At 65.7% G+C, this 24,147-nt stretch carries 27 protein-coding genes; 14 read left to right on the top strand and 13 right to left on the bottom strand.

Annotation, left to right across the window (positions count from 1 at the left end; translation table 11 throughout):
• Window positions 1-60: 60 nt before the first annotated feature.
• Entirely contained in the window at window positions 61-1,260 is a 1,200-nt protein-coding gene (tyrS, locus tag ACUCV0_RS22940; protein ID WP_482213814.1) for a tyrosine--tRNA ligase, read from the bottom strand.
• Window positions 1,261-1,428: 168 nt separating this feature from the next.
• Between tyrS and ACUCV0_RS22935 the strand changes: the two genes are divergently transcribed.
• Both ACUCV0_RS22935 and ACUCV0_RS22930 read left to right on the top strand, forming a co-directional pair.
• Complete coding sequence (locus ACUCV0_RS22935; protein WP_271653764.1) at window positions 1,429-2,865, top strand: OapA family protein; 1,437 nt, start codon at window positions 1,429-1,431, stop codon at window positions 2,863-2,865.
• Window position 2,866: 1 nt separating this feature from the next.
• Complete coding sequence (locus ACUCV0_RS22930; protein ID WP_482213813.1) at window positions 2,867-3,952, top strand: anhydro-N-acetylmuramic acid kinase; 1,086 nt, start codon at window positions 2,867-2,869, stop codon at window positions 3,950-3,952.
• A gap of 17 nt (window positions 3,953-3,969) precedes the next feature.
• On the opposite strand, the gene erpA is transcribed toward ACUCV0_RS22930, so the two are convergent.
• On the bottom strand, window positions 3,970-4,320 hold the full coding sequence (gene erpA / locus ACUCV0_RS22925; protein ID WP_007162616.1) for an iron-sulfur cluster insertion protein ErpA: 351 nt from the start codon (window positions 4,318-4,320) through the stop codon (window positions 3,970-3,972).
• Between the two features lie 174 nt (window positions 4,321-4,494).
• Between erpA and hemJ the strand changes: the two genes are divergently transcribed.
• The 4 genes from hemJ (at window position 4,495) to coq7 (ending at window position 6,869) form a co-directional block, all read left to right on the top strand.
• Entirely contained in the window at window positions 4,495-4,920 is a 426-nt protein-coding gene (gene hemJ, locus ACUCV0_RS22920; protein WP_059313401.1) for a protoporphyrinogen oxidase HemJ, read from the top strand.
• 49 nt (window positions 4,921-4,969) lie between these two features.
• Entirely contained in the window at window positions 4,970-5,758 is a 789-nt protein-coding gene (locus tag ACUCV0_RS22915; protein WP_059313400.1) for an SDR family NAD(P)-dependent oxidoreductase, read from the top strand.
• An 81-nt stretch (window positions 5,759-5,839) separates the two neighbouring features.
• Window positions 5,840-6,181: a histidine triad nucleotide-binding protein gene (locus ACUCV0_RS22910; RefSeq protein WP_017642985.1), complete on the top strand. Its 342-nt coding sequence runs from the start codon at window positions 5,840-5,842 to the stop codon at window positions 6,179-6,181.
• Window positions 6,182-6,221: 40 nt separating this feature from the next.
• The gene (gene coq7 / locus ACUCV0_RS22905) at window positions 6,222-6,869 is read left to right on the top strand and encodes a 2-polyprenyl-3-methyl-6-methoxy-1,4-benzoquinone monooxygenase (protein ID WP_059313398.1); all 648 of its coding nucleotides are present in this window, start codon (window positions 6,222-6,224) and stop codon (window positions 6,867-6,869) included.
• A gap of 59 nt (window positions 6,870-6,928) precedes the next feature.
• Here coq7 and pcaG read toward each other — a convergent pair whose 3' ends face one another.
• The 3 genes from pcaG to pcaQ form a co-directional block, all read right to left on the bottom strand.
• Window positions 6,929-7,540, bottom strand: a complete 612-nt coding sequence (gene pcaG / locus ACUCV0_RS22900; RefSeq protein ID WP_271653762.1) for a protocatechuate 3,4-dioxygenase subunit alpha — start codon at window positions 7,538-7,540, stop codon at window positions 6,929-6,931.
• An 11-nt stretch (window positions 7,541-7,551) separates the two neighbouring features.
• Complete coding sequence (gene pcaH, locus ACUCV0_RS22895; RefSeq protein WP_482213812.1) at window positions 7,552-8,277, bottom strand: protocatechuate 3,4-dioxygenase subunit beta; 726 nt, start codon at window positions 8,275-8,277, stop codon at window positions 7,552-7,554.
• Window positions 8,278-8,377: 100 nt separating this feature from the next.
• The gene (gene pcaQ / locus ACUCV0_RS22890; protein ID WP_434775679.1) at window positions 8,378-9,301 is read right to left on the bottom strand and encodes a pca operon transcription factor PcaQ; all 924 of its coding nucleotides are present in this window, start codon (window positions 9,299-9,301) and stop codon (window positions 8,378-8,380) included.
• A gap of 116 nt (window positions 9,302-9,417) precedes the next feature.
• On the opposite strand from pcaQ, the gene ACUCV0_RS22885 reads away from it, so the two are divergent.
• The 5 genes from ACUCV0_RS22885 to ACUCV0_RS22865 all read left to right on the top strand — a co-directional run bounded on the left by ACUCV0_RS22885 (window position 9,418) and on the right by ACUCV0_RS22865 (window position 12,606).
• Window positions 9,418-10,110: a TetR family transcriptional regulator gene (locus ACUCV0_RS22885; RefSeq protein WP_059313394.1), complete on the top strand. Its 693-nt coding sequence runs from the start codon at window positions 9,418-9,420 to the stop codon at window positions 10,108-10,110.
• Window positions 10,111-10,207: 97 nt separating this feature from the next.
• Entirely contained in the window at window positions 10,208-10,708 is a 501-nt protein-coding gene (ureE, locus tag ACUCV0_RS22880) for an urease accessory protein UreE (RefSeq protein WP_482213811.1), read from the top strand.
• Complete coding sequence (locus tag ACUCV0_RS22875) at window positions 10,705-11,376, top strand: urease accessory protein UreF (protein ID WP_482213810.1); 672 nt, start codon at window positions 10,705-10,707, stop codon at window positions 11,374-11,376. Before ureE ends, ACUCV0_RS22875 begins: the two co-directional genes overlap by 4 nt.
• Window positions 11,377-11,387: 11 nt before the next feature.
• Window positions 11,388-12,002: an urease accessory protein UreG gene (ureG, locus tag ACUCV0_RS22870; protein WP_059313391.1), complete on the top strand. Its 615-nt coding sequence runs from the start codon at window positions 11,388-11,390 to the stop codon at window positions 12,000-12,002.
• A 31-nt stretch (window positions 12,003-12,033) separates the two neighbouring features.
• A complete protein-coding gene (locus ACUCV0_RS22865) occupies window positions 12,034-12,606 on the top strand; it encodes a HupE/UreJ family protein (protein WP_482213809.1) in 573 nt (190 codons plus the stop codon).
• A 4-nt stretch (window positions 12,607-12,610) separates the two neighbouring features.
• On the opposite strand, the gene ACUCV0_RS22860 is transcribed toward ACUCV0_RS22865, so the two are convergent.
• Window positions 12,611-13,867, bottom strand: coding sequence for a metallophosphoesterase family protein (locus tag ACUCV0_RS22860; RefSeq protein ID WP_482213808.1), 1,257 nt, complete (start codon window positions 13,865-13,867; stop codon window positions 12,611-12,613).
• A 10-nt stretch (window positions 13,868-13,877) separates the two neighbouring features.
• Window positions 13,878-15,506, bottom strand: coding sequence for an ArnT family glycosyltransferase (locus ACUCV0_RS22855; protein WP_482213807.1), 1,629 nt, complete (start codon window positions 15,504-15,506; stop codon window positions 13,878-13,880).
• A gap of 258 nt (window positions 15,507-15,764) precedes the next feature.
• Between ACUCV0_RS22855 and ACUCV0_RS22850 the strand changes: the two genes are divergently transcribed.
• The 3 genes from ACUCV0_RS22850 (at window position 15,765) to ACUCV0_RS22840 (ending at window position 17,612) form a co-directional block, all read left to right on the top strand.
• Window positions 15,765-16,292: a DUF3455 domain-containing protein gene (locus ACUCV0_RS22850; protein WP_059313387.1), complete on the top strand. Its 528-nt coding sequence runs from the start codon at window positions 15,765-15,767 to the stop codon at window positions 16,290-16,292.
• 85 nt (window positions 16,293-16,377) lie between these two features.
• The gene (locus ACUCV0_RS22845) at window positions 16,378-16,905 is read left to right on the top strand and encodes a sigma-70 family RNA polymerase sigma factor (RefSeq protein WP_313648117.1); all 528 of its coding nucleotides are present in this window, start codon (window positions 16,378-16,380) and stop codon (window positions 16,903-16,905) included.
• A complete protein-coding gene (locus tag ACUCV0_RS22840; RefSeq protein ID WP_482213806.1) occupies window positions 16,902-17,612 on the top strand; it encodes an anti-sigma factor in 711 nt (236 codons plus the stop codon). The genes ACUCV0_RS22845 and ACUCV0_RS22840 overlap by 4 nt, the downstream gene beginning before the upstream one ends.
• A gap of 9 nt (window positions 17,613-17,621) precedes the next feature.
• Here ACUCV0_RS22840 and ACUCV0_RS22835 read toward each other — a convergent pair whose 3' ends face one another.
• The 6 genes from ACUCV0_RS22835 to ACUCV0_RS22810 form a co-directional block, all read right to left on the bottom strand.
• Window positions 17,622-18,380 carry an SDR family oxidoreductase gene (locus ACUCV0_RS22835; RefSeq protein ID WP_158893757.1) on the bottom strand — a complete coding sequence of 253 codons (759 nt, stop codon included), beginning with the start codon at window positions 18,378-18,380 and terminating at the stop codon, window positions 17,622-17,624.
• A 251-nt stretch (window positions 18,381-18,631) separates the two neighbouring features.
• Window positions 18,632-20,353, bottom strand: a complete 1,722-nt coding sequence (lhpI, locus tag ACUCV0_RS22830) for a cis-3-hydroxy-L-proline dehydratase (protein ID WP_482213805.1) — start codon at window positions 20,351-20,353, stop codon at window positions 18,632-18,634.
• A 2-nt stretch (window positions 20,354-20,355) separates the two neighbouring features.
• Window positions 20,356-21,072, bottom strand: coding sequence for an ABC transporter ATP-binding protein (locus tag ACUCV0_RS22825; protein WP_059313382.1), 717 nt, complete (start codon window positions 21,070-21,072; stop codon window positions 20,356-20,358).
• Window positions 21,069-21,944, bottom strand: a complete 876-nt coding sequence (locus ACUCV0_RS22820) for an ABC transporter ATP-binding protein (protein WP_059313381.1) — start codon at window positions 21,942-21,944, stop codon at window positions 21,069-21,071. Before ACUCV0_RS22820 ends, ACUCV0_RS22825 begins: the two co-directional genes overlap by 4 nt.
• Window positions 21,941-23,221 (bottom strand): high-affinity branched-chain amino acid ABC transporter permease LivM, encoded by a 1,281-nt coding sequence (gene livM / locus ACUCV0_RS22815; protein WP_059313380.1) that lies wholly within the window; start codon window positions 23,219-23,221, stop codon window positions 21,941-21,943. The genes ACUCV0_RS22820 and livM overlap by 4 nt, the downstream gene beginning before the upstream one ends.
• A 4-nt stretch (window positions 23,222-23,225) precedes the next feature.
• Entirely contained in the window at window positions 23,226-24,140 is a 915-nt protein-coding gene (locus ACUCV0_RS22810; RefSeq protein WP_059313379.1) for an ABC transporter permease subunit, read from the bottom strand.
• Between the last annotated feature and the right edge of the window lie 7 nt (window positions 24,141-24,147).

Raw genomic sequence — 24,147 nt, 5'->3', positions numbered from 1 at the left:
CGCCGGAAGTGGGGCGCATTATAGGGGAGTTTCAGAGGGCGTCAACAGGTTATTTCAATTTTATTGCTGACGGACGCTGATGCGGGCAAAAGCCTTCTTGCCGGCCTGACATATATAGGTACGACCGATCTCGAACTGGAAGCCACGATCAACCACTTCGCCATCCACCTTGACGCTGCCGGCTGCCAGCAGGTCCCGGGCGGCCGCCGCGTTCTTCACCAGGCCAGCCTTGTTGAGGACGGCGGCGACCGGCAATGGCGCATCGGTTTCCAACTCGACCTCAGGCAGGTCCTCCGGCAGCTCGCCTTCCTTCATGCGATTGCCCGCAGAGCGATGGGCAGTCTGCGCCGCTTCTTCACCATGGAAGCGGGCGACGATCTCTTCGGCCAGCTTGATCTTGATGTCGCGGGGATTGGCGCCCTGCTCCACGTCGCTGCGGAATTGGACAATCTCTTCCAGGCTGCGGAAGCTGAGCAGCTCGAAGTAACGCCACATCAGGGTGTCGGGAATGGACACCAGCTTGTTGTACATGACGCCGGGGGCTTCCTGGATGCCTACGTAGTTGCCCAGGGACTTGGACATCTTCTTGACGCCATCCAGGCCTTCGAGCAATGGCATGGTCAGGATGCACTGGGCTTCCTGGCCGTAGGCACGCTGCAGCTCACGCCCCATGAGCAGATTGAATTTCTGGTCGGTACCGCCCAGCTCGACATCGGCGCGCAGGGCGACCGAGTCATAGCCCTGGACCAGGGGATAGAGGAACTCGTGGATGGCGATGGGCTGATTGCCGGCGTAGCGCTTGCTGAAGTCATCGCGTTCCAGCATGCGCGCCACGGTGTACTGAGAAGAGAGGCGAATGAAGTCGGCCGGCGACAGCTGATCCATCCAGGTGGCGTTGAAGGCCACTTCGGTACGTGCCGGGTCGAGGATCTTGAATACCTGGGCCTTATAGGTCTCGGCATTCTCCAGCACCTGCTCGCGGGTCAGCGGCGGGCGGGTAGCGCTCTTGCCACTGGGGTCGCCGATCATGCCGGTGAAGTCGCCAATCAGGAAGATGACCTGGTGGCCCAGCTCCTGGAACTGACGCAGCTTGTTGATGAGCACAGTGTGGCCGAGGTGCAAATCCGGAGCGGTCGGATCGAAGCCTGCCTTGATGCGCAACGGGGTGCCGCGCTCCAGTTTTGTTACAAGCTCTGACTCGACGAGCAGCTCATCTGCTCCACGCTTGATGACCGCCAGCTGCTCCTGGACCGTTTTCATAGGGGCTTTGCCTCTGAATTTCGAAAGCGTGAACCTTATCAAGATGCCCCTGGTAGCCGCCAGCCGGCACGTCGGATCAACCGCCCCAAAGGGTTGTGACAGCTAGCTTTTGATTATATTTTAGGCAGTTATTCACTTCTTTTAACGTCACATCATCACTGTAGCTAAATGACGAAGCCAATCCCCAAAAGTCCGTTCTACCCCAAAAGCCACCTCGTGGCCGCCAGCGGGGTGGCCGCACTCTTGAGTCTGGCCTTGCTCGTGTTTCCCTCTCAGCAGGTCGAGGCGAAACGTACTTTCATCAATTTGGATGTGGAACACGACGCCAGGCGCGCCGTGCAGGATCAGGATGATCTAAAGGAGCAAGTGCTCTCCGATACTCAAGGTGCGGACACCCAGGCCACCTCCCCCTTTGCCCAGATCTCCCCGGATCAACCGGCCGAGCAGAACGCCGAGGAAGCTCCTGCCGAAGAAGAAGTCGTCGCCACCGAAAGCGTCGAGCCGCAATGGACGACCGAGACGGTGCGCAAGGGCGATACGCTCTCGACACTGTTCGAGCGGGCCGGCCTTGCCGCCGCCGTCGTGCACGAGGTCATTGCCAGCAGCAAGGAAGCCAAGAAGCTGACCCGCCTGCGGGTAGGCCAGAAAATCGAATTCCAGCGTGAATCCTCCGGCGAATTACTGGCGGTACGCACCAAACTCACCGCGCTGCAGACCCTGTCGCTGGTCAAGTCGGACCAAGGCTACGAGGTCGAGCACAAGACCATTACGCCGGACATCCGCAAGGCCTATGCCCAGGGTCGGATCAGCAGTTCGCTGTTCGCCTCGGCGCAGAAGGCGGGACTGTCGCACGACATGACCATGGCGCTGGCCAACATCTTCGGCTACGACATCGACTTCGCGCTGGACATCCAGGAAGGCGACGAATTCGAGGTGGTGTACGAGGACAAGGTGGTCAACGGCAAGCACGTCGGCTACGGCAACATCCTGGCCGCTCGCTTCGTGAACAAGGGCAAGGCCTTTACCGCGGTGCGCTATACCGCGAAGAACGGCACCACCAACTACTACACGGCGGAAGGCGGCAGCATGCGCAAGGCCTTCATCCGTACCCCGGTGGAGTTCTCGCGGATCAGCTCGCGCTTCACCATGGGCCGTTTCCACCCGGTGCTGAACAAGATGCGGGCGCACAAGGGCGTCGACTACGCCGCGCCGACCGGAACGCCGATCCATGCCACCGGTGATGGCAAGATCGTCAAATCCGGTCGCGAGAATGGCTACGGCAACGTGGTGATGATCCAGCATGGCAAGACCTACACCACTGTCTACGGCCACATGAGCCGGATCGCCAAGGGCATGCGGGCCGGTACGGCCGTGAAGCAGGGCCAGGTGATCGGTTTCGTGGGCATGACCGGGCTGGCAACCGGGCCGCACCTGCACTACGAATTCCGCATCAACGGCAACCACGTCGATCCGCTTGGGGTGAAGTTGCCCATGGCTGACCCCATCGCCAAGAACGAGATCTCGCGCTTCCTGGCCCAGAGCCAGCCGCTCATGGCCCGCATGGACCAGGAGCGGGCTTCGCTCCTCGCGATGAACAAGCGCTAGGATGGCGCGCTACCTGGGGGTGATGTCCGGCACCAGTCTGGATGGACTGGATATCGCCCTGATCGAGCAGGAGGAACGGACCCGCTTCGTCGCCGCCCTGGGCATGCCCATGCCCGACGCCTTGCGTGGCGAGCTGCTGGCCCTGTGCGCGCCTGGGGACAACGAGATCGAGCGCATCGCCCAGGCCGAGCAGGCCTGGGTGAGGCTGGCCGCCCAAGGCATCGCCGAATTGCTCGAGCAACAGGGGCTGACACCGGACGACATCCGCGCCGTGGGTAGCCATGGCCAGACCATTCGCCACCTGCCGGCGCAGGGTTATACCCTGCAGATCGGCGACGCCGCCCTCCTGGCCGAGCTGAGCGGTATCGACGTGGTGGCCGATTTCCGCCGTCGTGATCTCGCTGCGGGTGGCCAGGGCGCTCCCCTGGTGCCAGCCTTCCATGCCGACCTGTTCGGCCTGGATCGCCCACGCGCAGTGCTCAATATCGGCGGTTTCAGCAATGTGACCCTGCTGGCGCCGGAGCTGCCAGTGCGCGGCTTCGATTGCGGACCGGGCAATGTACTGCTGGATGCCTGGATCCATCACAGCCAGGGGCTGCACTTCGACGCGAACGGCGCCTGGGCAGCGCAGGGACAGGTCGTCCCAACGCTCCTGCAGCGGCTGCTGAGCGATCCCTTCTTCGTGAAGAGCGGACCGAAGAGTACCGGCCGCGAGCATTTCAATCTGCGCTGGTTGCAGCAGCATCTTGGACAGCACGCCGCCCTGGATCCCGCTGACGTCCAGGCCACCCTGGCCGAGCTGAGCGCCAGAAGCATCGCCGAAAGCATCTGCACGGCCCAGACGGTGGACGAGGTGCTGGTCTGTGGCGGCGGTGCGCACAATGTCGACCTGATGAAGCGCCTGGCCCGGCACCTGGCGCCCGCGAAGGTACAGAGTACCGCGGCCTATGAGGTATCGCCGGACTGGATGGAAGCCATGGCTTTCGCCTGGTTGGCCCAGCGCTTCTGCGAACGGCTACCCGGCAATTGCCCCGAGGTCACCGGAGCCAGCGGGCTCCGGGTCCTGGGCGCACTCTACCCACGCTAGACCGGGCACGGCTCAGATCAGATGGAGAAGGACTGACCGCAGCCGCAGGTGGTGGCGGCGTTGGGGTTCTTGATGACGAAGCGCGAGCCTTCCAGCCCTTCCTGGTAATCCACCTCGGCGCCGGCCAGGTACTGGAAGCTCATGGGGTCCACCACCAGATGCACGCCATCGCGCTCGATGACGGTGTCGTCATCCGCGGAATCTTCATCGAAGGTGAAGCCGTACTGGAAGCCCGAGCAGCCGCCACCCGTGACGAAGACGCGCAGCTTCAGGCGGGGATTGCCCTCTTCCTCGATCAGGTTCTTCACCTTGCTGGCCGCGCCCAGGGTGAACTGCAGGGGGGTCGGGGTGAAGGTTTCAATGGTCATTGCCGTAGTCTCCCGGCTTGCGCCGAACACAATTCAGTCTCGAAATTATCCGCTTGCCCGAGCAAAACGGTCAACTATTGCGCGACCGTGGGCTGTCAGCCGAGACGACCGGAGTGAATGACTTGCCGGCAGCGCCACTCTAATATCGCGCCGCCTGATAAGGAGAACGCCCCGATGCTCTATCTTTGGTTCAAAGCCTTTCACCTGATTGCCCTGGTCTGCTGGTTCGCCGGCCTGTTCTATCTGCCGCGGCTGTTCGTCTACCACGCCCAGAGCAGCGACGCCGTGAGTCATGAGCGCTTCTGCCTGATGGAGCGCAAGCTGTACCGCGGCATCATGCTGCCGGCGATGATCCTCACGCTGGTGTTCGGCATCGGCCTGCTGGTGATCAATCCGAGCTGGCTGACCCAGGGCTGGATGCACACCAAGCTGGCACTGGTGGTGGTGCTGATCGGCTATCACCATGTCTGTGGCGCCATGCGCAAGAAATTCGAGCGCGGCGAGAACAAGCGCAGCCATGTGTTCTATCGCTGGTTCAACGAGGTACCGGTGCTGGTGCTCATCGCCATCGTCATCCTGGTGGTGGTCAAACCCTACTAGGTCCGTGGCGGACCTCGCCGACGACCGGCACTATCCTGGAGAAAGCAGTATGCAGCGTTATGCCCTGGTAACCGGCGCCTCGTGCGGGATCGGCCTGGCCCTGGCCGAGGCCCTGGCGCGGCGGGGTCAGCCCCTGATCCTGCTCGCCCGGCGCAAGGACAAGCTGGAGAGCATCGCCGCCGAACTGGCCCAGCGCTTCGACGTGGAGGTGCTCTACCGCGTCTGCGACCTGTCCGAGCCCCTGCACCTGACCGGGCTGCTGCACGAGCTGGAGCAGAGCGAGCGCGCCATCGGCCTGCTGGTCAACTGCGCCGGGATCGGCAGCGGCGGGGACTTTCTCGAAGCAGACTGGCCGCGGGTGCAGGAACAGCTGGAGCTGAACATCCTGGCGCTGACCCGCCTCTGTCACGCCCTGGGCCAGCACATGGCGATCCAGGGTGGCGGTCAGATCCTCAATGTGGCCTCCACCGCGGCTTTCCAGCCCATTCCCTACATGAGCAGCTATGCGGCGACCAAGGCCTATGTGCTGCATTTCTCCGAGGGTCTGCGCGAAGAGCTCAAGGGACGCGGGGTGTCGGTGTCGGTGCTCTGCCCAGGTCCGACCAAGACCGCCTTCTTCAAGAACGCCGGCCTGCATACCGGGCGCATGGAGCAGGGCAAGCTGCTGATGTCCGCCGAGGAGGTGGCCCTGGCCGCCGTCCGCGGGCTGGAGCGGCGCCAGGCGGTGATCGTGCCGGGCTGGCGCAATCGCCTGGGCAGCCTGTTGCCGCGCATCTTCCCTCGTGCCCTCGTTCGCGTGATCGCGGCGCGGGTCGGCAAACTCTTTCAGCCGGCGTAAGGGTGAACTCACGGGTGGCACCTGACCCCAGGGCATAGCCGCTGTTACACTTCAGGTCTATTCAGCCAGCAGGAGATCGACGTGGATTGTCTGTTCTGCAAGATCGTCGCCGGGGACATTCCGGCCAAGGTGCTCTACGAGGACGATCAGGTCATGGCCTTCCATGACATCGCCCCACAGGCACCCGTGCATTTTCTGGTCATACCCAAGAAGCACATCGCGACCCTGCACGACCTCAGCGAGGCCGACGACAAGCAGCTTGCCGGGCACATCCTCTTCACCGCCCAGCGCCTGGCGCAGGAGCAGGGGTGCGAGGAAGGCTTCCGTGTGGCGATGAATTGCAACGCCCTGGGTGGCCAGACGGTCTATCACATCCATATGCATGTGCTGGGCAAGCGGCAGATGACCTGGCCGCCGGGCTGAGTATCGCCCTGCCCTTCCCTCGCCCGCCAAGGAGATCACCATGCGCTCCAAGCGCCTCTACTCCCCGCTCGATCGGCTGCTGATCCAGGCCGATACCGCCCTGCGTACCCTGACACCCTTCAGCGGCGCTCCCACGCGCAGCTCGCCGGCCATTCCGCTCAAGGATGCCGAGCTCAGCGACGAGGAGCGGCGCCACGCGGCCGGCCTCATGCGCATCAACCATACGGGCGAGGTCTGTGCCCAGGCGCTGTACCAGGGCCAGGCGCTGACCGCCAAGCTGCCGGAAGTCCGGGAGGAAATGGAGCGTTCGGCGGACGAAGAGATCGACCACCTGGCCTGGTGCGAGCAGCGCATCCGCGCCCTGGGTGAGCGCCCCAGCCTGCTCAATCCGCTATTCTATGGCCTGTCCTTCGGGATCGGTGCAGGTGCCGGATTGATCAGCGATCGCCTGAGCCTGGGCTTCGTCGCCGCTACCGAGGACCAGGTCTGCCGCCATCTGGATGAGCACCTGGAAAAGCTGCCGGCAGCCGACGCCAAGTCGCGGGCGGTGCTGGAGCAGATGCGCATCGACGAGGAACAGCATGCCGAGCACGCCCTGGCGGCCGGTGGCTGGCGCTTTCCCACGCCGGTCAAATACGGCATGAGCCTGATGTCCAAGGTCATGACCAAGACCACCTACCGCATCTGACCTGCGGATCGCGCCCATGAAAAAGCCCTGCCAAGGCAGGGCTTTTTGCTGTCTGCACGCTAGATATCGAAGAAGACGGTTTCCTGCGGACCCTGCAAGTGGATGTCGAAGCGATAGGCCAAGCGGCCATCGATCTCGCAACGGCGCGCCAGCAGGGTAGCCCGGCGCTCCGGCTCCGGCAGGTTGTAGACCGGGCAGCGGGCATTGGCCTCGGCTTCGTCGTCGAAGTAGAGCCGGGTCTGCAGGTGGATGTTGATGCCGCGCGCGAACAGGGTGACGTTGATGTGCGGGGCCATGGGCTGGCCGCGCTGGTCGGCGACTTGGCCAGGTTTGATGGTGTGGAGCGTCCAGTCGCCGGCGTCGAAGGTGGTGGCGGTGCGGCCGAAGCCGTTGAAGGCCTTCTCGACGTCGTAGACCGGATCGTACTGACCTTCATGATCGGCCTGCCAGAACTCCAGGAAGGAGTCACGCACCAGGTTGCCGTTGCCGTCGAACACCTGGCCGGTGAGCAGGATGTGCTCGCCAGGGGCGCCAGGCTTGGCCAATTCGTTCCAGATCTCGACGTCGCGAGTAGGGATACCGGCGGCCGCCAGGGCCAGGCCGATATGCACATAGGGGCCGGCGGTCTGGGAGGGGGTTTCCGGCAGCAGAGCTTGATAGTTGGGCGTCATCTCGCGCGTCCTCAGTGATGTTCGAAGAACGTCTGCCGCGCGCCGCGGGTGACGATGTCGAAACGGTAGGCCAGGCAATCCATGGGGTTGGCCATGCTCATGTCCAGGCGGGCGATGAGGGTCTGCACGGCGTCAGGATCGGCGATGGACTTGACGATGGGGCACAGCGGGATCAGCGGATCGCCCTCGAAGTACAGCTGGGTGATCAGCCGGGTGGCGATGGCCGGACCCATGACCGAGACGTGGATGTGCGCCGGGCGCCAGTCATTGCTACCGTTGCGCCAGGGATAGGGACCGGGGCGGACGGTGCGGAAGACGTAGTTGCCCTGACTGTCGGTGCGGGTGCGGCCAACGCCACCGAAGTTAGGGTCCAGGGGTGCCAGGTAGACGTCGTTCTTGTGCCGATAGCGGCCACCGGCATTGGCCTGCCAGATCTCCACCAGGGAATTGGGCACCGGCTTGCCAAACTGGTCACGCAGGGTACCGAACAGCACGATACGCTCGCCCTGGGGCAATTGGCCGGTGCCGAAGTTGAGCAGCAGATCGTTGTCATGCGGCCCCAGGGGCAACCGCGAGAAGTCCGGGCCGGTGCGCTCGGACGCCGTCTGATGTTGCAGGCTCACCAGCGCCTGGCGCGGCGAGCGGGGAATCGAGGATTTGTAGGCGGGCGTATAGGCCTGGGGATGCCAGGCGCGATCACGGGCGACGTAGCGTACGTCGTGGGGCTTGTTATGCATTGGAATGCTCCACGGAAGGATCGGGGCCAGGAACTGGCTGAGCCCAGTGTGGACCACTGGGCTATCCGGCTGAATTGAAAGCTGCGCCTCCCTACATAACCTATGGGTTATGGGTCAGCTCACCCGCAACCTCACGCAGGACATCGCAGAATCTCTGGGTAGCCAGGGACATGGACAGGCTGCCGTTGCGGCAGATGCCCACCGAGCCACCGGCTTCCCGAACCCCGAGTTGCACCTCGACCAGTTCGCCGGTGGCCAGGTCGCGACGCACCGCATCCAGCGGGGCGACCCACAGGGCATCGCTCTGGCGGACATACTGGCGGCTCAGCGTCGGCGACAGCGTTTCCAGCCGCTGGGGGCTGAGCGGGATGCCGCACTGCACAAAGAGACTCTCGGCGTGGCGGCGGATGGTGGTGCCAGGCAGTGGCAACACCAAGGGATAGCGCGCCAGGGTCGCGAGGTCCGCCGGCAGGGCCTGGCTCAGCGGATGCCCCGGACGGACCACCAGGGTCAGGGCCTCGGTATAGAGGTGCTCGAAATCCAGGCCGTGGATGTCGGGGCTGTCGGTCATGCGGCCGACCACCAGATCCAGATCGCCGACCCGCAGCTGGCCCAACAGGTAGGCGCTGGGTCCGGTGCCGACATTGACGATGAGTTGCCGATGGCGAGCGTGCAAGCGTGCCAGGACCTCGGGCAGGACCTGGCTTTCCACCGTCGACAGGACCCCGACCCGCACCAGGCCGCCGGCCTCGCCGCCCCGCACCAGCTGCATCCCCTCGCGCAGCGCCTGGACGCAGGGACCGGCATGGCGCAGGAACAGCAGGCCCGCCTCGGTCGGCACCACCTCGCCCTTGCCACGCTCGAACAGACGCACCTCGAGGATCTCCTCGAGTTCGCGCATGGTCTTGGAAATGGCGGGCTGGGACACGGCGATGGCATCGGCCGCCTTGGCGAAGCTGCGCTGCTGGGCGATCTCCAGAAAGCACAGCAGATGCCGGAACTTGATACGGTTGTCGAGATTCATGGTGCGCTCATGGCAAGACTCGGGCCAGAGACTACCACCCGGCGGTCGGCCAAAAGCCTTGCAGTCAGCAAGGGCATCCTTTGCTACAGTGCCGCCTCGCCTTCTGGATAGCTCCCATGTCGATTCGTGCCCAGCAGAAGCTGCAAACGCGCCAGGCGCTGCTGGAGTCGGCGCGCCTGCTGATGAACAGCGGCCGTGGCTTCGGCAGCCTCAGCCTGCGCGAGGTGAGTCGCCAGGCCGGTATCGTTCCGGCGGGGTTCTATCGCCATTTCGCCGACATGGAAGCCTTTGGCCTGGCACTGGTGGCCGAAGTGGGCGACACCTTTCGCGCGGCCCTGCGCCAGGTGCGGCATCACGAACTGCAACAGCGCGGCATGATCGAGGCCTCGGTGGAGATCTTTCTCCGTGCGGTGGGCGACAACCGCGACCAGTTCCTCTTTCTCGCCCGCGAACAATACGGCGGCTCCCTGGCGGTGCGCCAGGCGATCGCCGATCTGCGTCAGCGCATCACCCAGGACCTGGCCCGCGACCTGCTCGCCCTGGGCCGTCTACCGCACCTGACGCCGTCGCAGATCGACGTCCTGGCCGATCTGGTGGTGAAGACGGTGTTCGCCACCCTGCCGGAGCTGATCGATCCGCCACCCGCTGCCACGCCGCGTCATCTGTGGCCGGCGGCAAAGATGGTGCAGCAGCTCAAGCTGATCCTGATCGGCAGCAAGCACTGGCGGCGTACCGAGCGCACTGACGCCCCAAAGGAGGGCATCGGCCTGCTGGCCAGCGCCATGGCGCACCAAATCGGCGCAACTTGAGTACGCTGGCCACGTCGAGTGCCCCAGAACCAGGCGAATCAACGGGTTTGGCAGGCCACTTGCTGTAGAGCTGGGCAAAACTGCCAAGAGCCCTGCCATGCTGGTCGTTCACCACCGTTGCGCCCCCCGGGACACCTGGGACGCCGAACTGCACCTCACCTACGACGCTCGCAGCAAGAGTCGCCTGAGAGCCATGACCAGCGCCGGCGAAGACGTCGGCCTGTTTCTTGAGCGCGGGCAACCGCCGCTGGCCGATGGCGACTGTCTGGAAGCCCGCGACGGCCGCATCGTACGAATCGTCGCACGCCCGGAAAAGCTGCTGCACGTGACCTGCGCCAGCGCCTTCGAGCTGACTCGCGCCGCCTATCATCTGGGCAATCGTCATGTGGCCTTGCAGATCGGCGATGGCTGGCTGCGGCTGCTGGACGATTATGTGCTCAAGGCCATGCTGGAACAGCTGGGTGCCCAGGTCAGCGAGATCGAGACCGGCTTCCAGCCCGAGCATGGCGCCTACGGTGGCGGTCATCACCACTCGCACCATGGCGAAGAGGGCTTCAACTACGCACCCAAGCTGCACCATTTCGGCGTGCGTACGTGAATCCGCCCTTCGCCCTGTTGCGCCTGGCCAGCCCTCAGCTACCCATCGGCGGCTACAGCTACTCCCAGGGCCTGGAGTTGGCCATCGACAGCGGCCTGATCCGCACCGCGGCGGAGGCCGAGGTCTGGCTACGCGACAGCCTCGAACTCAACCTGGCGCGCTTCGAAGCACCCCTGCTGCTGGCCCACTGCGAAGCCGCGGCTGCGGCGGACTGGACGAGGCTGAGCGAGCTGGCCGACCGGCACCGCGCCAGTCGCGAGACCGCGGAATTCCAGCTGGAAAGCCGCCAGACCGGCTATTCCATGGCGCAGCTGCTGCTCGGCCTGCCGGAACTGGATGATGCCAGTCGGCGCCTGCTGAGCGAGTTGCCACCGACCTTCGCCTTGGGCTGGGCGCTGGCCGCCCGCGCCTGGGCGATCACGCCCCAGGCCGCCCTGGAAGCCTGGCTGTGGACCTGGCTGGAAAACCAGCTGGCGGTGCTGATGAAGACCCTGCCGCTGGGCCAGCAAGCCGCCCAACGCCTCACCTCCCTGCTGCTGCCGACCCTGGCCACCGCGACCGAGCAGGCTACCGCCCTGCCCGAAGCGGCCTGGGGCGGCGCCCCCTTCGGCCTTGCCCTCAGCAGCATGGCCCACGAGCGGCAGTACAGCCGCCTGTTCCGTTCCTAGGAGATCCTCTGATGACTACCCAACCCCTGCGCGTCGGTATCGGCGGACCGGTCGGCTCCGGCAAGACCGCCCTCACCCTGGCCCTCTGCCGCGCCCTGCGCGAGCGCTACAACCTGGCGGTGGTGACCAACGACATCTACACCCGCGAGGATGCCGACTTCCTGGTGCGCAACGAGGCCCTGGCGCCCGAGCGCATCCTGGGCGTGGAAACCGGCGGCTGTCCGCACACCGCCATCCGCGAAGACGCCTCCATCAACCTGGAAGCGGTCGACCAGCTCAACCGGCGCTTTCCCGGGCTGGATCTGATCCTGGTGGAGTCCGGGGGCGACAACCTCTCCGCCACCTTCAGCCCGGAGCTGTCGGACCTCACGCTCTATGTCATCGACGTCTCGGCCGGCGACAAGCTGCCGCGCAAGGGCGGCCCCGGCATCTGCAAGTCGGATCTGCTGGTGATCAACAAGATCGACCTGGCCGAACAGGTCGGTGCCTCCCTGGAAGTGATGGATCGCGATACCCGCAAGATGCGCGGCGACAAGCCCTTCGTCTTCAGCAACCAGAAGACCGGCCTGGGCCTTGAGGACATCATTGCCTTCATCGAGAAACAGGGTCTGCTGACCGCTGCCTGAACCCAGGATTTCACCCCTCCAAGGAGCTCCCATGAGACACGCCAAGATCCTCGCCACCGCCGCCCTGCTGCTCGCACCGGCCTTGACCTTCGCTCACCCCGGGCACGCTGAGAACGGCCTGGCCGCCGGGGTGCTGCATCCCCTGACCGGTCTCGACCACCTGCTGGCCATGCTCGCCGTGGGTCTCTGGGCCGCCCAGCAGCAGGGCAAGGCGCGCCTGGCGCTGCCCTGCACCTTTGTCGGCACCATGCTGATCGGTGGCCTGCTGGGCTTCACTGGCCTGGAGATTCCCTTCATGGAGACCGGCATCGCCGCCTCGGTGCTGGCCCTGGGACTGCTGGTGGCGCTGGCCGCCCGGCCGCCGGTCGCCGCCGCCGTTGGCCTGACCGCCGCCTTCGCCCTCTTCCACGGCGTGGCCCACGGCCTGGAATTGCCGGAGATGGGCAATCCCTGGGCCTACGCCCTGGGCTTCGTCACCGCGACCGCCGCCCTGCATGGCCTGGGCTATGCCGTGGTGCGCTACCTGCCCCAGGCCGCCGCGCCGCTGGTACGACTCGCCGGCATCGCCACCGCCGTGGCCGGTGGCTGGCTGCTCGCCGCCTGATCCGTCAGGCGATCCCCAACTGCTGGCGCAGCCGCGCCAGCACGCCCTCTTCCGCCACCGCCGGCATCTGCGCGGTATAACCGCCAAAGCCGGCGAAGCGCGTGGCGAAGTCCACCTCCAGCACGAATCTGTTATCGAACTGCGGCGAGGCCAGGGGCGCCAGGACCTCGGCAGAGTAGGTATCGCGTGGATCGCTGCCCAGACGCACGGGCAGGTCGCCGCTCTGCTGGCGATAGGCGACCCAGGGCGAATAGGTGAAGGCCTCCAGCCGCCCGCGCGCCAGATCCAGCTCCAGCAGCCGCAGCAGGCCGTTGCCGCCCGCGTATTCGGTCTGATAGTTGATCAGCAGCAGATCCACCGGATGGCCCAGGTCGTTGGCCAGCCGCAGATGACCGCTGCCGTGGTTGTGGCCGTTGAGGGTGAGGAAGATCTGGTCGTTACGACGGATCAAGCGGTTCCACAGCCGCACCCCGGTGTCGTTGCGGCGGGTGGAGAGCACCGCCTGACCGTTCACCAGGTCGATGATGTTGTGCGACGCGAGGATGGTCGGCAGGTGCGGATAACGATCCAGCACCCCCTGGGCCCAGTCCAGGCTCTGCTCCGAGGGGCACCAGTCCAGCGTCAGCAACAGAAAGCCCTGGCAGAGCGCCGAGAAGCGATGGGCCTCGTTGAGGCCAGTGACATCGCGTTCGAGAAAGGTGGCCTGGCGTGCCGCCCGCTCGCGACCGAAATACTGGGTGAAGAGCTCGCGACCGTCGCGCAGGCGATCCTCGGTGTAGAGCTCGACGACATCGTGATCCCCGGTCATGACGCTGTAGGGCACCCCGGCCCGTTCCAGACGTGCCATGGCGTGGCTGGCCAGCAGCCATTCGCCACGCTGCTCGGCGTTTTCCACCAGATCGCCCAGGTGCACCACGAACGGCAGGTTCAGCGCCGCGGCATTGTGCGCCAGCCAATGGGTCTGGGCATGAAAGGCCAGTGCCGGCGAATAGCCCAGGTGACCATAACGCTCTACGCGCCGACCGTTGGGCTGCATCTCGTGGTTGTTCTCGCTGTAGTACTGGGTATCGGGCAGCACGCCCATGACAAAACTGGTACGCGACGGCAATGGCCTGAGCGGCGTGAAGCTGTGGCGCTCGAACCAGTGGGCGCGGTGCTCTGGCAGGCCATAGCGCTGGGTCGGCTTGCACGCGGCCAATAGCGGCAGACCGGCCAGCGCCAGGCACAGCCGGCGACGATGGAAATCGGGCGAATCGGTCATCACAGCGGCCTCAGGGCAGGTAGTAGGCCTGCCAGCGATTGTCGTTGAAGCGGCCTTCCAGCACCGGTCGGCGGCTGGCCAGCGGAGTACCCGCCAGGGCCGCCAGGCTGTCGGCGTCGAGCAGCACATAGGCGGGGCGCGCAACCTGGGCCAACTGCCCGGGTTGGCCGATGTCGATGAAGGTCGGCAGGGGCGCGTCGTAGTCGAGGTTCATCAGGTAACGGAAGGCCTTGGTGTCCTGGCCCAGGCCAAAGAACACCAGCTGGCCCGGCTCCCCCTGACGCAGACTCTCCAGACGCGTGACGAAGGCGCGGGTGTCGTAGCGCAGCGCCTGCATCGGATCCAGCGCCAGAACGATCAGCAGCCATTGCGCCAGCGCCGCCGCGGCGAGCGGCATGCCCAGGCGGAAGGCACCCCGTTCACGCCAGGCGGCGACCAGGGCGAACAGCGCCAGAATGCCGAAGGCGCCGAGCAGCAGCCGCATGTCCAGCGGCGGCCACCAACCCGCGGCCTGGAGCCGGGGTTGCTGCAGCTTGACCAGCACTCCGAGCAGCACTGGGAAAACCACCAGCAGCGGCAGGAACAGGCTCCGTACCCAGGCCAGGGCACCCTGTCCCTGCAGCAGCACCCAGGCGCCGAGGGCGGCGCAGGCCGGAATGGCCGGCAGGATGTAATAGGGTTTCTTGAAGGTGGGTATCGACAGGGCCACCACGATCAGCACGGCGAAGCCGGCCAGCTGGATCAGCAGGCGGCTGTCCGCCTGCGCATGGCGCAGCCTCCAGTGACGCCTCAGCGTCGGCAGGGCGAACAGCGCCAGGGGAAAGGCCGGCGCATAGCGATAGAGGCCCAGCTGCAGGAAGTACCACCAGGGATAGCCGGCGCCGTCGGTATCGTCCAGCCGCCCGGAGACCTGCATGCGGATCACGTCTTCGACGAACACCGTGCCGCCGGTACGCCAGGCCAGCCCCAGCAAAACCGCGCTGCACAGCGCCAGCACCAGGGCCCCGACCAGACCATAGCCAAGGCTGCGCCGCCAGTCGCCCTGCAACAGCCAGTAGAGACAGACTACCCCGCAGGGCTCGATCAACCCCAACGGACCGCGTACCGCGAAGCCTGCCGCCATGCAGCAGAAAACCAAGACGCGCCGTCGCGGCAGGCCGCGCTGATCAGCGCTCCACAGCAGATAGAAACACCCCAGTGCGGCCAGGGTGACGAACTGGTCCAGGCAGATGGAGCGGGCCTTGGCCAGAAAGCCATTGGTGAGCAGCAGCACCAGTACCGCCAGCAGGCCCCAGGCGCGGGACCGCTCGGCCAGCAGGCGATAGAGCAGGCCGACGATGGCCGCCGAGGCCAGCGCGGTGGGAATCACCGTGGCCAGACGATTGACCTCGCCGAACAGCTGGGCGAAGACGTCGATCAGCAGCGTCGAGGTCGCGGGATAGTCCGGATAGGGCTGTCCGTAACTGGTCGGGAAGGCACTGGCCCCGTGACGAAACATCTCCTGCGCGAACAGCGCGAAGCGGCCGTCGAAGCCGATGAAGGGCTGCTCCCACAGCCCCAGGGTGAACGGCAGCACCGCCAGCAGGCACAGCGCCAGGCTTTCGAGGCGCAGACGCGCCGGGCTCGGGATGGACGACACGCGGCAGGACTCCGGCAGGCAGGGAAGGACGGGCTCGCGACCCGGCGCCACTATCGCCGAACAACCTTAGGGATCGCTGAAACCAGGCTGACGGCAGGCTGACAGGAACCCCAGAACAGAGCGGTTCGGTTAGGAGGCGGTCGCGACTATGCCGATGAATTGAAGATTTTTCATGACAGCTGCATCCAAAGCGCCGGCTGCCGGGTATAGCACCTACAGTCCAACCGACTGTGCCCCCTCTCAATCCGGAGCAAGCGCATGAACAACACCTCCAGCCGTTGCAGCATCCTGGTCCTGACCGCCCTGCTGAGCACCCCGCTGCTGGCCCAGGGCGAGTTGCCCGAGGCCGTCCGCGTGCCCGCCGGCAACAGCCTGATGCTGGAAACCGTGGGCAAGGGCACCATCGTCTACGAATGCCGCGACAAGAAGGACATGCCCGGCCAGACCGAGTGGTTCTTTGTCGGCCCCAAGGCCGACCTGCATGATCGCCAGGGCAAGCAGGTGGGGCGCTACTACGGTCCGCCGGCCACCTGGGAAGCTGCCGACGGCTCCAAGGTGGTCGGCAAGCAACTGGCCATCGCTCCCGCCGGCGCCGGCAACCTGCCCTATCAGCTGGTGGAGGCCGCGCCCGCCGAGGGCAAGGGCGCCTTCCAGGGCACCACTTACATCCAGCGCACCGCGCTTAAGGGTGGCGTCGCGCCGGCCAAGGCCTGCACCTCGGCCAACAAGGGCGAACAGCAGACCGTGAACTACCAGGCCGACTATCTGTTCTGGAAGAAGGGCTGAGGTCCAGGGGACAGCCAGGAGCGGATCGGCTAGGCTCGGCTGATCCGGTCGCCACCCTGGCGTCCCCAGCCTGGCGCGCACCCTCGTGACCGAACGTTCCCCCGATCCAGCCGTCCTGCTCGCCGCCTGTGCCCGGGGAGAGCGTGCCGCCCTGCAGCGGCTCTACCAGAACGAGGCGCCGCTGTTGCTGGGTATCGTCCTGCGCCTGGTGCGCGATCGCGGGCTGGCCGAAGACATCCTCCACGACGCCTTTCTGCGCATCTGGCGCGGCGCCGCCAGTTTCGCCCCGGAGCGCGGTTCGGCCCGCGGCTGGATGTGCAGCGTGGCCCGCAATCTGGCGCTCAACGCCTTGCGTGATCGGCAGCGCCTGGTGCCCTTGGGGGATGACTGGGAACCCCTGGCCGAGTCTGCCGATCCGGCGCGAGAAGCCGACGGCAGCCGCCTGGAGGGCTGCCTGCAGAACCTGGAAGCGCCGCGGCGGGAGGCCATCCTGGCCGCCTACCTGGACGGCTGCTCCCATGGCGAGATCGCCCAGCGCCTGCAGGCACCCCTAGGCACGGTGAAGAGCTGGATCACGCGTGGTCTCAAGGCGCTCAGGGAGTGCATGACATGAACAGCGACACCACCCTGCCCCCGGACGAAGAACGCGAACGCCTGGCCGGCGAATACGTGCTCGGTACCCTGGACGCCGAAGAGCGTCGTCGCGTGGAGCTTGCGCTGGCGACGGACGCCCTGCTGGCCGCCGCCGTGGCGCGCTGGGAGGCGCGCCTGCAGCCGCTGGCCGAGCGGGTGCCACCCGTCGAGCCCGGCGCGAATCTGTGGCCGCGCATCGAGCGCAGTCTGCGTGAGGCCGACACCCGGGTCGTCATCCGGCGCGAGTCGCTGTGGCAACGGCTGGCGCTCTGGCAGGGTCTGAGTGCGGCAGGGCTGGCCGCCAGTCTGGTGCTCGCGGTGCTGCTACTGCTGCGCCCGGTACCCACGCCAAGCTACCTGGTGGTGCTGGCGGCGCCCAGCGATCGCACGCCCGGCTGGGTGATCCAGACTGCCAGCGCCCATGACCTGCAGCTGATTCCGCTGGGGCGCGATGCCGTGCCGAGCGGCAAGACCCTGCAATTCTGGACCAAGGCCGATACCTGGCAGAGCCCGGTATCTCTGGGGCTGGTCCAGCCTGGGCGTACTCTGCAGGTACCGCTGGACCGGCTGCCGCCGCTGGAAGCCAACCAGTTGTTCGAACTCACCCTGGAAGACCAGGGCGGCTCGCCCACCGGCCGACCCACCGGGCCGATCCAGTTCATCGGCCGGGCAGTGAAGGTGCTCTAGCGAGCGCCCTTAACTCTGGCGGTGGATGTTGAAGTTGTTGAACGCCTGGCAGGTCGCCATCAACTGGATGCGGTTGATGTTGACGTGCCTGGGCTGGTTCAGCGTCCAGTGGATGGATTCGGCGATGTCGTCCGGCGTCAGGGGCTCGGTGCCCGCATAGACGGCATCGGCCTTGGCCTTGTCACCCCCAAAACGCACCACCGAGAATTCGCTTTCCGATAGGCCCGGCTCGATGTTGGTCACCCGTACCCCAGTGCCCAGCAGGTCCGATCTCAGGCTCAGGCTGAACTGCTTGAGGAAGGCCTTGGTGGCGCCATAGACGTGGCTGCCCGGATAGGGATAGTCCCCCGCGACCGAGCCCAGGTTGACGATGCCGGCGCCGGCGCCATGGGCGATCAGCCGCGGCAGCAACAGGCGGGTGCAATAGAGCATGCCCTTGATGTTGGTATCGACCATGGTGTCCCAGTCGTCCAGGTCGCAGCTCTGCGCCGGAGTGTTGCCCAGCGCCAGACCGGCATTGTTGACCAGGGCGCGCAGCTGGTTGAATTCCTCGGGCAGGCCGGCGACCGCCGCTTCCACGGCGGCGCGATCCTGGACGTCCAGCACCAGCGGCAGCACCTTGGCTTGACCGGACAATTCCTCGGCCAGGGCGTGCAGGCGATCCTCGCGGCGGCCGGTGATGACGATCGACCAGCCGTCCTTGGCGAAGCGGCGAGCGGTGGCGGCGCCGAAACCGGAGGTGGCACCGGTAATGAAGATCGAAGACATGAAAGATTCCTTCTGCGAGGGGATTTTGGCCGAGGCTCACGATAGCTCAGGGACATTGGTCAGGCGAATACCCAGATCGGACGGAATCCGACCGATCAGCCATAACGCCTTGGTAGCCAACAGCTTTTTGTGCACTGGCGATTTTTTGAGCAGTTCCTGCCGGGCCAGGCACCCTGGGCCTCGCGACCGGCTATGCCAAGCTTATCCACAGGACGATCCACGGATTTCCTGCACAGAACTCGGCCCCGTGGCTAGGTGGATAAGTCCACCGGCGCGAGCCAGTCGGGTGGTCCTGGCGGTGCCAGGCCCGTGCAGGCCGCCTCCACACAGGCAGCCAGGCCGGCGAAGCGCAGCTCGCGGCCGGTGAGGCCCGGACCGTAGTGGGCGAACTTGCCGGAGTTGGTCAGCAGGGTGCGGGCATGAGGCGGTACCAGGGGTTCGCCGAGCATGCACCAGCAGGTATCGCCCACCAGTTGGGCACCAAAGACCTCCAGCTGGGCCAGGGCACCACTGCGCTCGGCGGCGGCGCGCACCTCGCGACCCAGGGTGATGACCAGGGCCACCTGGGGATGCCGGTGCCGGCCGCGGCAGAGATCGGCCAGCTGCTGGCATTCCTCGGCGGAAAAATGGGGGTTGCCCAAGGCCACCAACTGCACCTCGCGCGTGGAGGCGCTATCCAGCTCGGCCCAGGCCTGGCGCAAGTCAGCCAGGCCTATGTCTTCGATTTCCAGTTCAGGCGCGGCCACTGCAGCCAGGGTCGGCGCCTCGGGCGTCACCCCGACCAGGTGGAACAGCGGTGCTGCCGAGGTGGTGGCGAAGGCGGCGCCAAAGGCCTTGAGATCGTCGCGACTGGGCCGGGCGTCTTCCAGACCCAGCACCGCGGGGATCCCGGTGGGTGAGCGCAGGCCGATCCAGTAACCGAGCAGCGGATAGAAGGCGTCGTCATGGCCCGCAGGTACGCTGACCCGGAACACCCTGGCCGCGCGGCGACCGCTGTCCAGGTGGCAGCCGGCCAGGGGCGCCCGCCCGGTCAGGGCGGTGCAGATATCGAGGAAGTCGGCGTACTTCTGGGTGCGCGCGCCCAGCACGCTGTTGGCGAAGACCACGGCGTTGGATTCGGCCCAGACCACCTGCTCGCCCAGCGCGGGAGCACTGTCCAGCAGATAGGGCGCGCAGGTAAAGGTGGGACGGCAGCCCTGGGCTACATAGGCCTCGGCCAGGGCACTGGCCGGCTCGCCCAGCGCCGGGTCGACGCCCTGCTCACGCCAACGACGCTGGTCCACGGACACCGCATTGAGACTGGTGGGCACCCGCACCCGACCGCCCCACTCCACCAGCCGCTGGGCAAAGGCCAGACTGGCCGGGCCGGTGTAGATACAGCCGTCGATGTGCGCCTGGGTGATGTCGAGCAGTTCGCGGGCGCCCTGCAGCTGTGCCATGCGTACCAGGATCTTCATGGCCGCCTGGACGGCCTTGCCCTGGGCGCCATCCAGCATCGCCTGGTCGGTCACGCTCAGCTGGAGCTCGGCGATGTCAGGCGGTTCCATTTCGGGAAAGTAGCTATCCGGCGTTCCGACCCAGTCATCGGCTACCGCGATCTCGTCCTGCTCGGCCAGGGCCGCAAAGGCCTTGGCGCCCAGGCTGACCACCGGCAGGGAACAGCCGAACAATTCCTCCGCGACGATGGCGCCGAGGCTGAGGATCTCGTCCGGCTCGGCCAGCAGCAAGGCCGCCGGCCCGCGTCCCGCCAGCAACAGCTCTAGGAGCACGGCGCTGCCGGTACAGGAGCCACGTCCGCTGGGGATGGCCAGGATGCGCCCGGCCAGCTCCAGACCGTGCAGGGGATGGTGGCGATCGATCACCCGGCCGCTGGCCGGATCGACGCCACCCCAGAAACTCAGGCCCAGGGACGCCCAGGCCAGACGTCCCCGGGCATGGCCCGCGACCAGAGCGCGACCGCGGACCGCGTCCACCGCTAGTGGCCGCCTAGATAGGCTTCCCGCACCTGGGGATTGGCCAGCAACTCCTGGCCGCTACCGGTCATGCGGATTTCGCCCGTGACCATCACATAGGCGCGGTCGGACAGGCGCAGGGCATGGTTGGCGTTCTGCTCCACCAGGAAGATGGTCATGCCGCTCTTCGCCAGCTCGCGCAGGATCTGGAAGATCTGCTTCACCACGATGGGCGCCAGGCCCAGGCTGGGCTCGTCGAGCAAGAGCAGCTTGGGTCGCGCCATCAGCGCCCGGGCGATGGCCAGCATCTGCTGCTCGCCTCCGGACATGGTCATGGCGCGCTGGTTACGGCGCTCCTTGAGGCGCGGGAAGAGCTCGAACATGCGCTGCATGTCCTCGTCCACCCAGCGGGTGCCGATGGGAATGGTGCCCATCAGCAGATTCTCCTCGACCGTCATGTCGGGGAACACGTGGCGCCCCTCCGGCGACTGGGCGATGCCGTTGGAGGCCACGTAGTGGGCGTTCTTGCGGGTGATGTCCTCGCCACGGTAGAGGATCTGCCCGTTGCGCGCCTGAGGCTGGCTGAAGATGGACATCAGCAGGGTGGACTTGCCGGCACCGTTGGAGCCGATCAGGCTCACCGTCTCGCCTTCGTTGATGGACAGGGAGACGCTCTTCAGGGCCTGGATCGGCCCGTAGAAGACGTCGACGTTGCGAAATTCCAGGATCGGCGTGGTCATGCCACCTCCTCTTCTTCGGCGCCGAGGTAGGCGGCGATGACCTTGGGATCGTTGCGGATATCAGCTGGTAGGCCGCGGGCGATGACCTGGCCATGGTCCAGCACCACGATGTGGTCGGAGATGTTCATCACCATGCCCATGTCATGCTCGATCAGCACCACGGTGATGCGGTGCTGGTCGCGCAGGAGACGGATCATGCCCGCCAGGGCCTCGGTCTCGGCCGGGTTGAGGCCGGCGGCCGGCTCGTCCAGGCAGACGATCTCCGGGCGGGTGCACATGGCCCGAGCGATTTCCAGGCGACGCTGCTGGCCGTAGGAGAGTTCGCCGGCCAGGCGGTTGGCGTGGTCCACCAGGTCCACCACCTCCAGCCAGTAGAAGGCCGTGTCCAGCGCCTTTTCCTCGGCGCGGCGATAGCCGGGGGTATTGAGGATACCGGTGATGAGATTGCGGTTGCACTGCATGTGCTGCGCCACCAGCAGGTTCTCCACCACCGACATTTCCTTGAACAGGCGGATGTTCTGGAAGGTGCGGGCGAGACCGGCGCGATTCACCAGGTGGGTGCCGCCGAACATCTTGTACCAGAGCCGGCTGCCGAACTGCACCGGATTGACGAAGTCGGCCGCCTGGAAGCGTTCGCCCATGATCTTGCCGACGCGGGTCGAGCGACCATCGGCGGTGTCCAGGCGGATTTCGCCATCGGTGGCCTTGTAGAAGCCGGTCAGGCAGTTGAATACCGTGGTCTTGCCGGCCCCGTTGGGGCCGATCAGCGCGGTGATGGACTGGCGTTTGATCTCGAAGGACACGTCCGAAAGCGCCTTGATGCCCCCGAATCTCATGCCCAGACCGTTGACGGTCAGAATGTTATCGCTCACGGCGCCACTCCCTTGCGAATCGCGAAGCCACTGCGGGCGATACGGATCAGGCCGCGCGGCCGCCACATCATCATCACCACCATGAGCACGCCGAATACCAGCATGCGGATGTCGCCGAATTCGCGCAGCAGCTCGAACAGCAGGGTCATGACGAAAGCCGAGACCACCACGCCGACGGTGGAGCCCAGGCCGCCCAGCACCACGATGGCCAGTACCAGCACCGACTCGAAGAAGTTGAACGAAGCCGGGTTGATGAAGCCCTGGTAGGTGGCGAAGAACACGCCAGCGAGGCCCGCGGTGGACGCACCGATCATGAACGCCGAGAGCTTGACCAGCACATGGTTCAGACCCATGGCGCGGCAGGCGATCTCGTCCTCGCGCAGGGCTTCCCAGGCGCGACCGACCGGCATGCGGGTCAGGCGGTGCTTGATGTAGAGCACCAGCAGCACCACCAGGAACAGCACGGTATAGATGAAGATCATCGTCGCGTTGGGGTTGTAGCTGATGCCCAGCAGCTCATGGATGGGCACCCCGCCCTCCTTCGCCCGGCGCCCGAACTCGATGCCGAAGAAGGTCGGCGAGGGCGCGGCGATGCCGTTGGGGCCCTTGGTCACTTCCAGCCAGTTGTTGAGCACCAGCCGGATGATCTCGCCGAAGCCAAGGGTGACGATGGCCAGGTAGTCCCCGTGCATGCGCAAGACCGGGAATCCCAGTATCGCCCCCGCTACCGCGGCCAGCACCGCGGCGAGCGGCAGCATGGTCCAGAAGCCCAGACCCAGGTACTGGTAACCCAGCGCCAGGCCATAGGCGCCGATGGCATAGAAGCCGACGTAACCCAGGTCGAGCAGCCCCGCCAGCCCCACCACGATGTTCAGGCCCAGGCCCAGCAGCACGTAGATGAGGCAGAGGATGATCACCGTCAGCCAGTACTTGGTAGCCAGGAAGGGAAAGGCGATGGCCAACAGGATGATGATGGGCAGGATGAACCTGAGGTTGGACTTGTGCCCCGGCGGCAGCACATGGACGCCGCCGTCGTTGCGTTTGAAGGACTCGATCCAGTCGCGGCCCTTGGCGGTCTGGCTGAACAGGCTGAGCAGGAAGCGACCGGCCATGACCACCGCGACCATGATGCCGACACGCCCGGGCTGGACGTTGTAGCCATAGCCGTCGAGCACGATGCCGACGATGGGGCCGAACAGGATCAGCGAGACCAGGCCGACCATGAGGGTGTCGCGCAGTACGACCTTGAGATCGAAGGAGGAAGACGTCTGACTCATGGATTCACACCTTCGTGACCTGGGGTTTGCCGAGCAGCCCCTGGGGCCTAAAGATCAGGATCGCCACCAGCAGCGAGAAGCTGAAGACGTCCTTGTAGTCCGAGTTCACCAGGCTGGCGAACTGGGCTTCGGAGATGCCGAGGATGATACCGCCGAGCATGGCACCGGGCAGTGAGCCGATGCCGCCGAGCACCGCCGCGGTAAAGGCCTTGATGCCGATGATGAAGCCGGCATAGAAGTCGAAGGTGCCGTAGTTGAGGGTGATGAGTACCCCGGCCAGTGCCGCCATGGCCGCGCCGATGATGAAGACGTAGGAGATCACCCGGTCGGTGTTGATGCCGAGGATCTGCGCCATCTTGCGATCCTGCTGGGTGGCCCGGCACATGCGGCCCAGGGTGGTCTTCTGGATCACGTAGGTGAGCAGGCCCATGCCGATGATGGAGGCCACGATGATGAAGATTTTGGTGTAGGTGATGATCACGAAGCCATCACCGATATGCAGGCGCAGGGCGCCGTCGAGCAGCGTCGGTACGCCCTGCTGGCGTGCGCCCTGGGCGAGCTGCACGTAGTTCTGCAGGATCAGCGACATGCCGATGGCCGAGATCAGCGGCGCCAGCCGTGTGGAGTTGCGCAGCGGCTTGTAGGCGATGCGCTCGATGGCCCAGCCGTACACGGAGGTGACCACCACGGTGAAGATCAGGGTGCCAAGGATCAGCACGGGGAAGGAATGCAGGCCGAACACGCTCAGCAGGGCGATGCCGATGGCGGCGAGATAGGCCGACACCATGTACACGTCGCCGTGGGCGAAGTTGATCATGCCGATGATGCCATAGACCATGGTGTAGCCGATGGCGATGAGTCCGTAGACCGAGCCCAGGGTCAGGCCGTTGACCAGTTGTTGCAGGAAGATACCGTCCACGTTTGCA

This window comes from Pseudomonas sp. VMV1 (assembly GCF_056790235.1).
Note: the sequence above shows the minus strand (reverse complement) of the source record. Positions and strands in the feature narration are given on the sequence as shown.

Coding starts and splice junctions, on each gene's coding strand:
- ACUCV0_RS22825 (WP_059313382.1), bottom strand. CDS start 21,072: ATGACCACGCCGATCCTGGAATTTCGCAACGTCGACGTCTTCTACGGG.
- ACUCV0_RS22865 (WP_482213809.1), top strand. CDS start 12,034: ATGAGACACGCCAAGATCCTCGCCACCGCCGCCCTGCTGCTCGCACCG.
- ACUCV0_RS22885 (WP_059313394.1), top strand. CDS start 9,418: ATGTCGATTCGTGCCCAGCAGAAGCTGCAAACGCGCCAGGCGCTGCTG.
- livM (WP_059313380.1), bottom strand. CDS start 23,221: ATGAGTCAGACGTCTTCCTCCTTCGATCTCAAGGTCGTACTGCGCGAC.
- ACUCV0_RS22915 (WP_059313400.1), top strand. CDS start 4,970: ATGCAGCGTTATGCCCTGGTAACCGGCGCCTCGTGCGGGATCGGCCTG.
- coq7 (WP_059313398.1), top strand. CDS start 6,222: ATGCGCTCCAAGCGCCTCTACTCCCCGCTCGATCGGCTGCTGATCCAG.
- pcaQ (WP_434775679.1), bottom strand. CDS start 9,301: ATGAATCTCGACAACCGTATCAAGTTCCGGCATCTGCTGTGCTTTCTG.
- ACUCV0_RS22850 (WP_059313387.1), top strand. CDS start 15,765: ATGAACAACACCTCCAGCCGTTGCAGCATCCTGGTCCTGACCGCCCTG.
- ACUCV0_RS22835 (WP_158893757.1), bottom strand. CDS start 18,380: ATGTCTTCGATCTTCATTACCGGTGCCACCTCCGGTTTCGGCGCCGCC.
- pcaG (WP_271653762.1), bottom strand. CDS start 7,540: ATGACGCCCAACTATCAAGCTCTGCTGCCGGAAACCCCCTCCCAGACC.
- pcaH (WP_482213812.1), bottom strand. CDS start 8,277: ATGCATAACAAGCCCCACGACGTACGCTACGTCGCCCGTGATCGCGCC.
- erpA (WP_007162616.1), bottom strand. CDS start 4,320: ATGACCATTGAAACCTTCACCCCGACCCCCCTGCAGTTCACCCTGGGC.
- ureE (WP_482213811.1), top strand. CDS start 10,208: ATGCTGGTCGTTCACCACCGTTGCGCCCCCCGGGACACCTGGGACGCC.
- tyrS (WP_482213814.1), bottom strand. CDS start 1,260: ATGAAAACGGTCCAGGAGCAGCTGGCGGTCATCAAGCGTGGAGCAGAT.
- ureG (WP_059313391.1), top strand. CDS start 11,388: ATGACTACCCAACCCCTGCGCGTCGGTATCGGCGGACCGGTCGGCTCC.
- ACUCV0_RS22840 (WP_482213806.1), top strand. CDS start 16,902: ATGAACAGCGACACCACCCTGCCCCCGGACGAAGAACGCGAACGCCTG.
- ACUCV0_RS22930 (WP_482213813.1), top strand. CDS start 2,867: ATGGCGCGCTACCTGGGGGTGATGTCCGGCACCAGTCTGGATGGACTG.
- ACUCV0_RS22860 (WP_482213808.1), bottom strand. CDS start 13,867: ATGACCGATTCGCCCGATTTCCATCGTCGCCGGCTGTGCCTGGCGCTG.
- hemJ (WP_059313401.1), top strand. CDS start 4,495: ATGCTCTATCTTTGGTTCAAAGCCTTTCACCTGATTGCCCTGGTCTGC.
- ACUCV0_RS22935 (WP_271653764.1), top strand. CDS start 1,429: ATGACGAAGCCAATCCCCAAAAGTCCGTTCTACCCCAAAAGCCACCTC.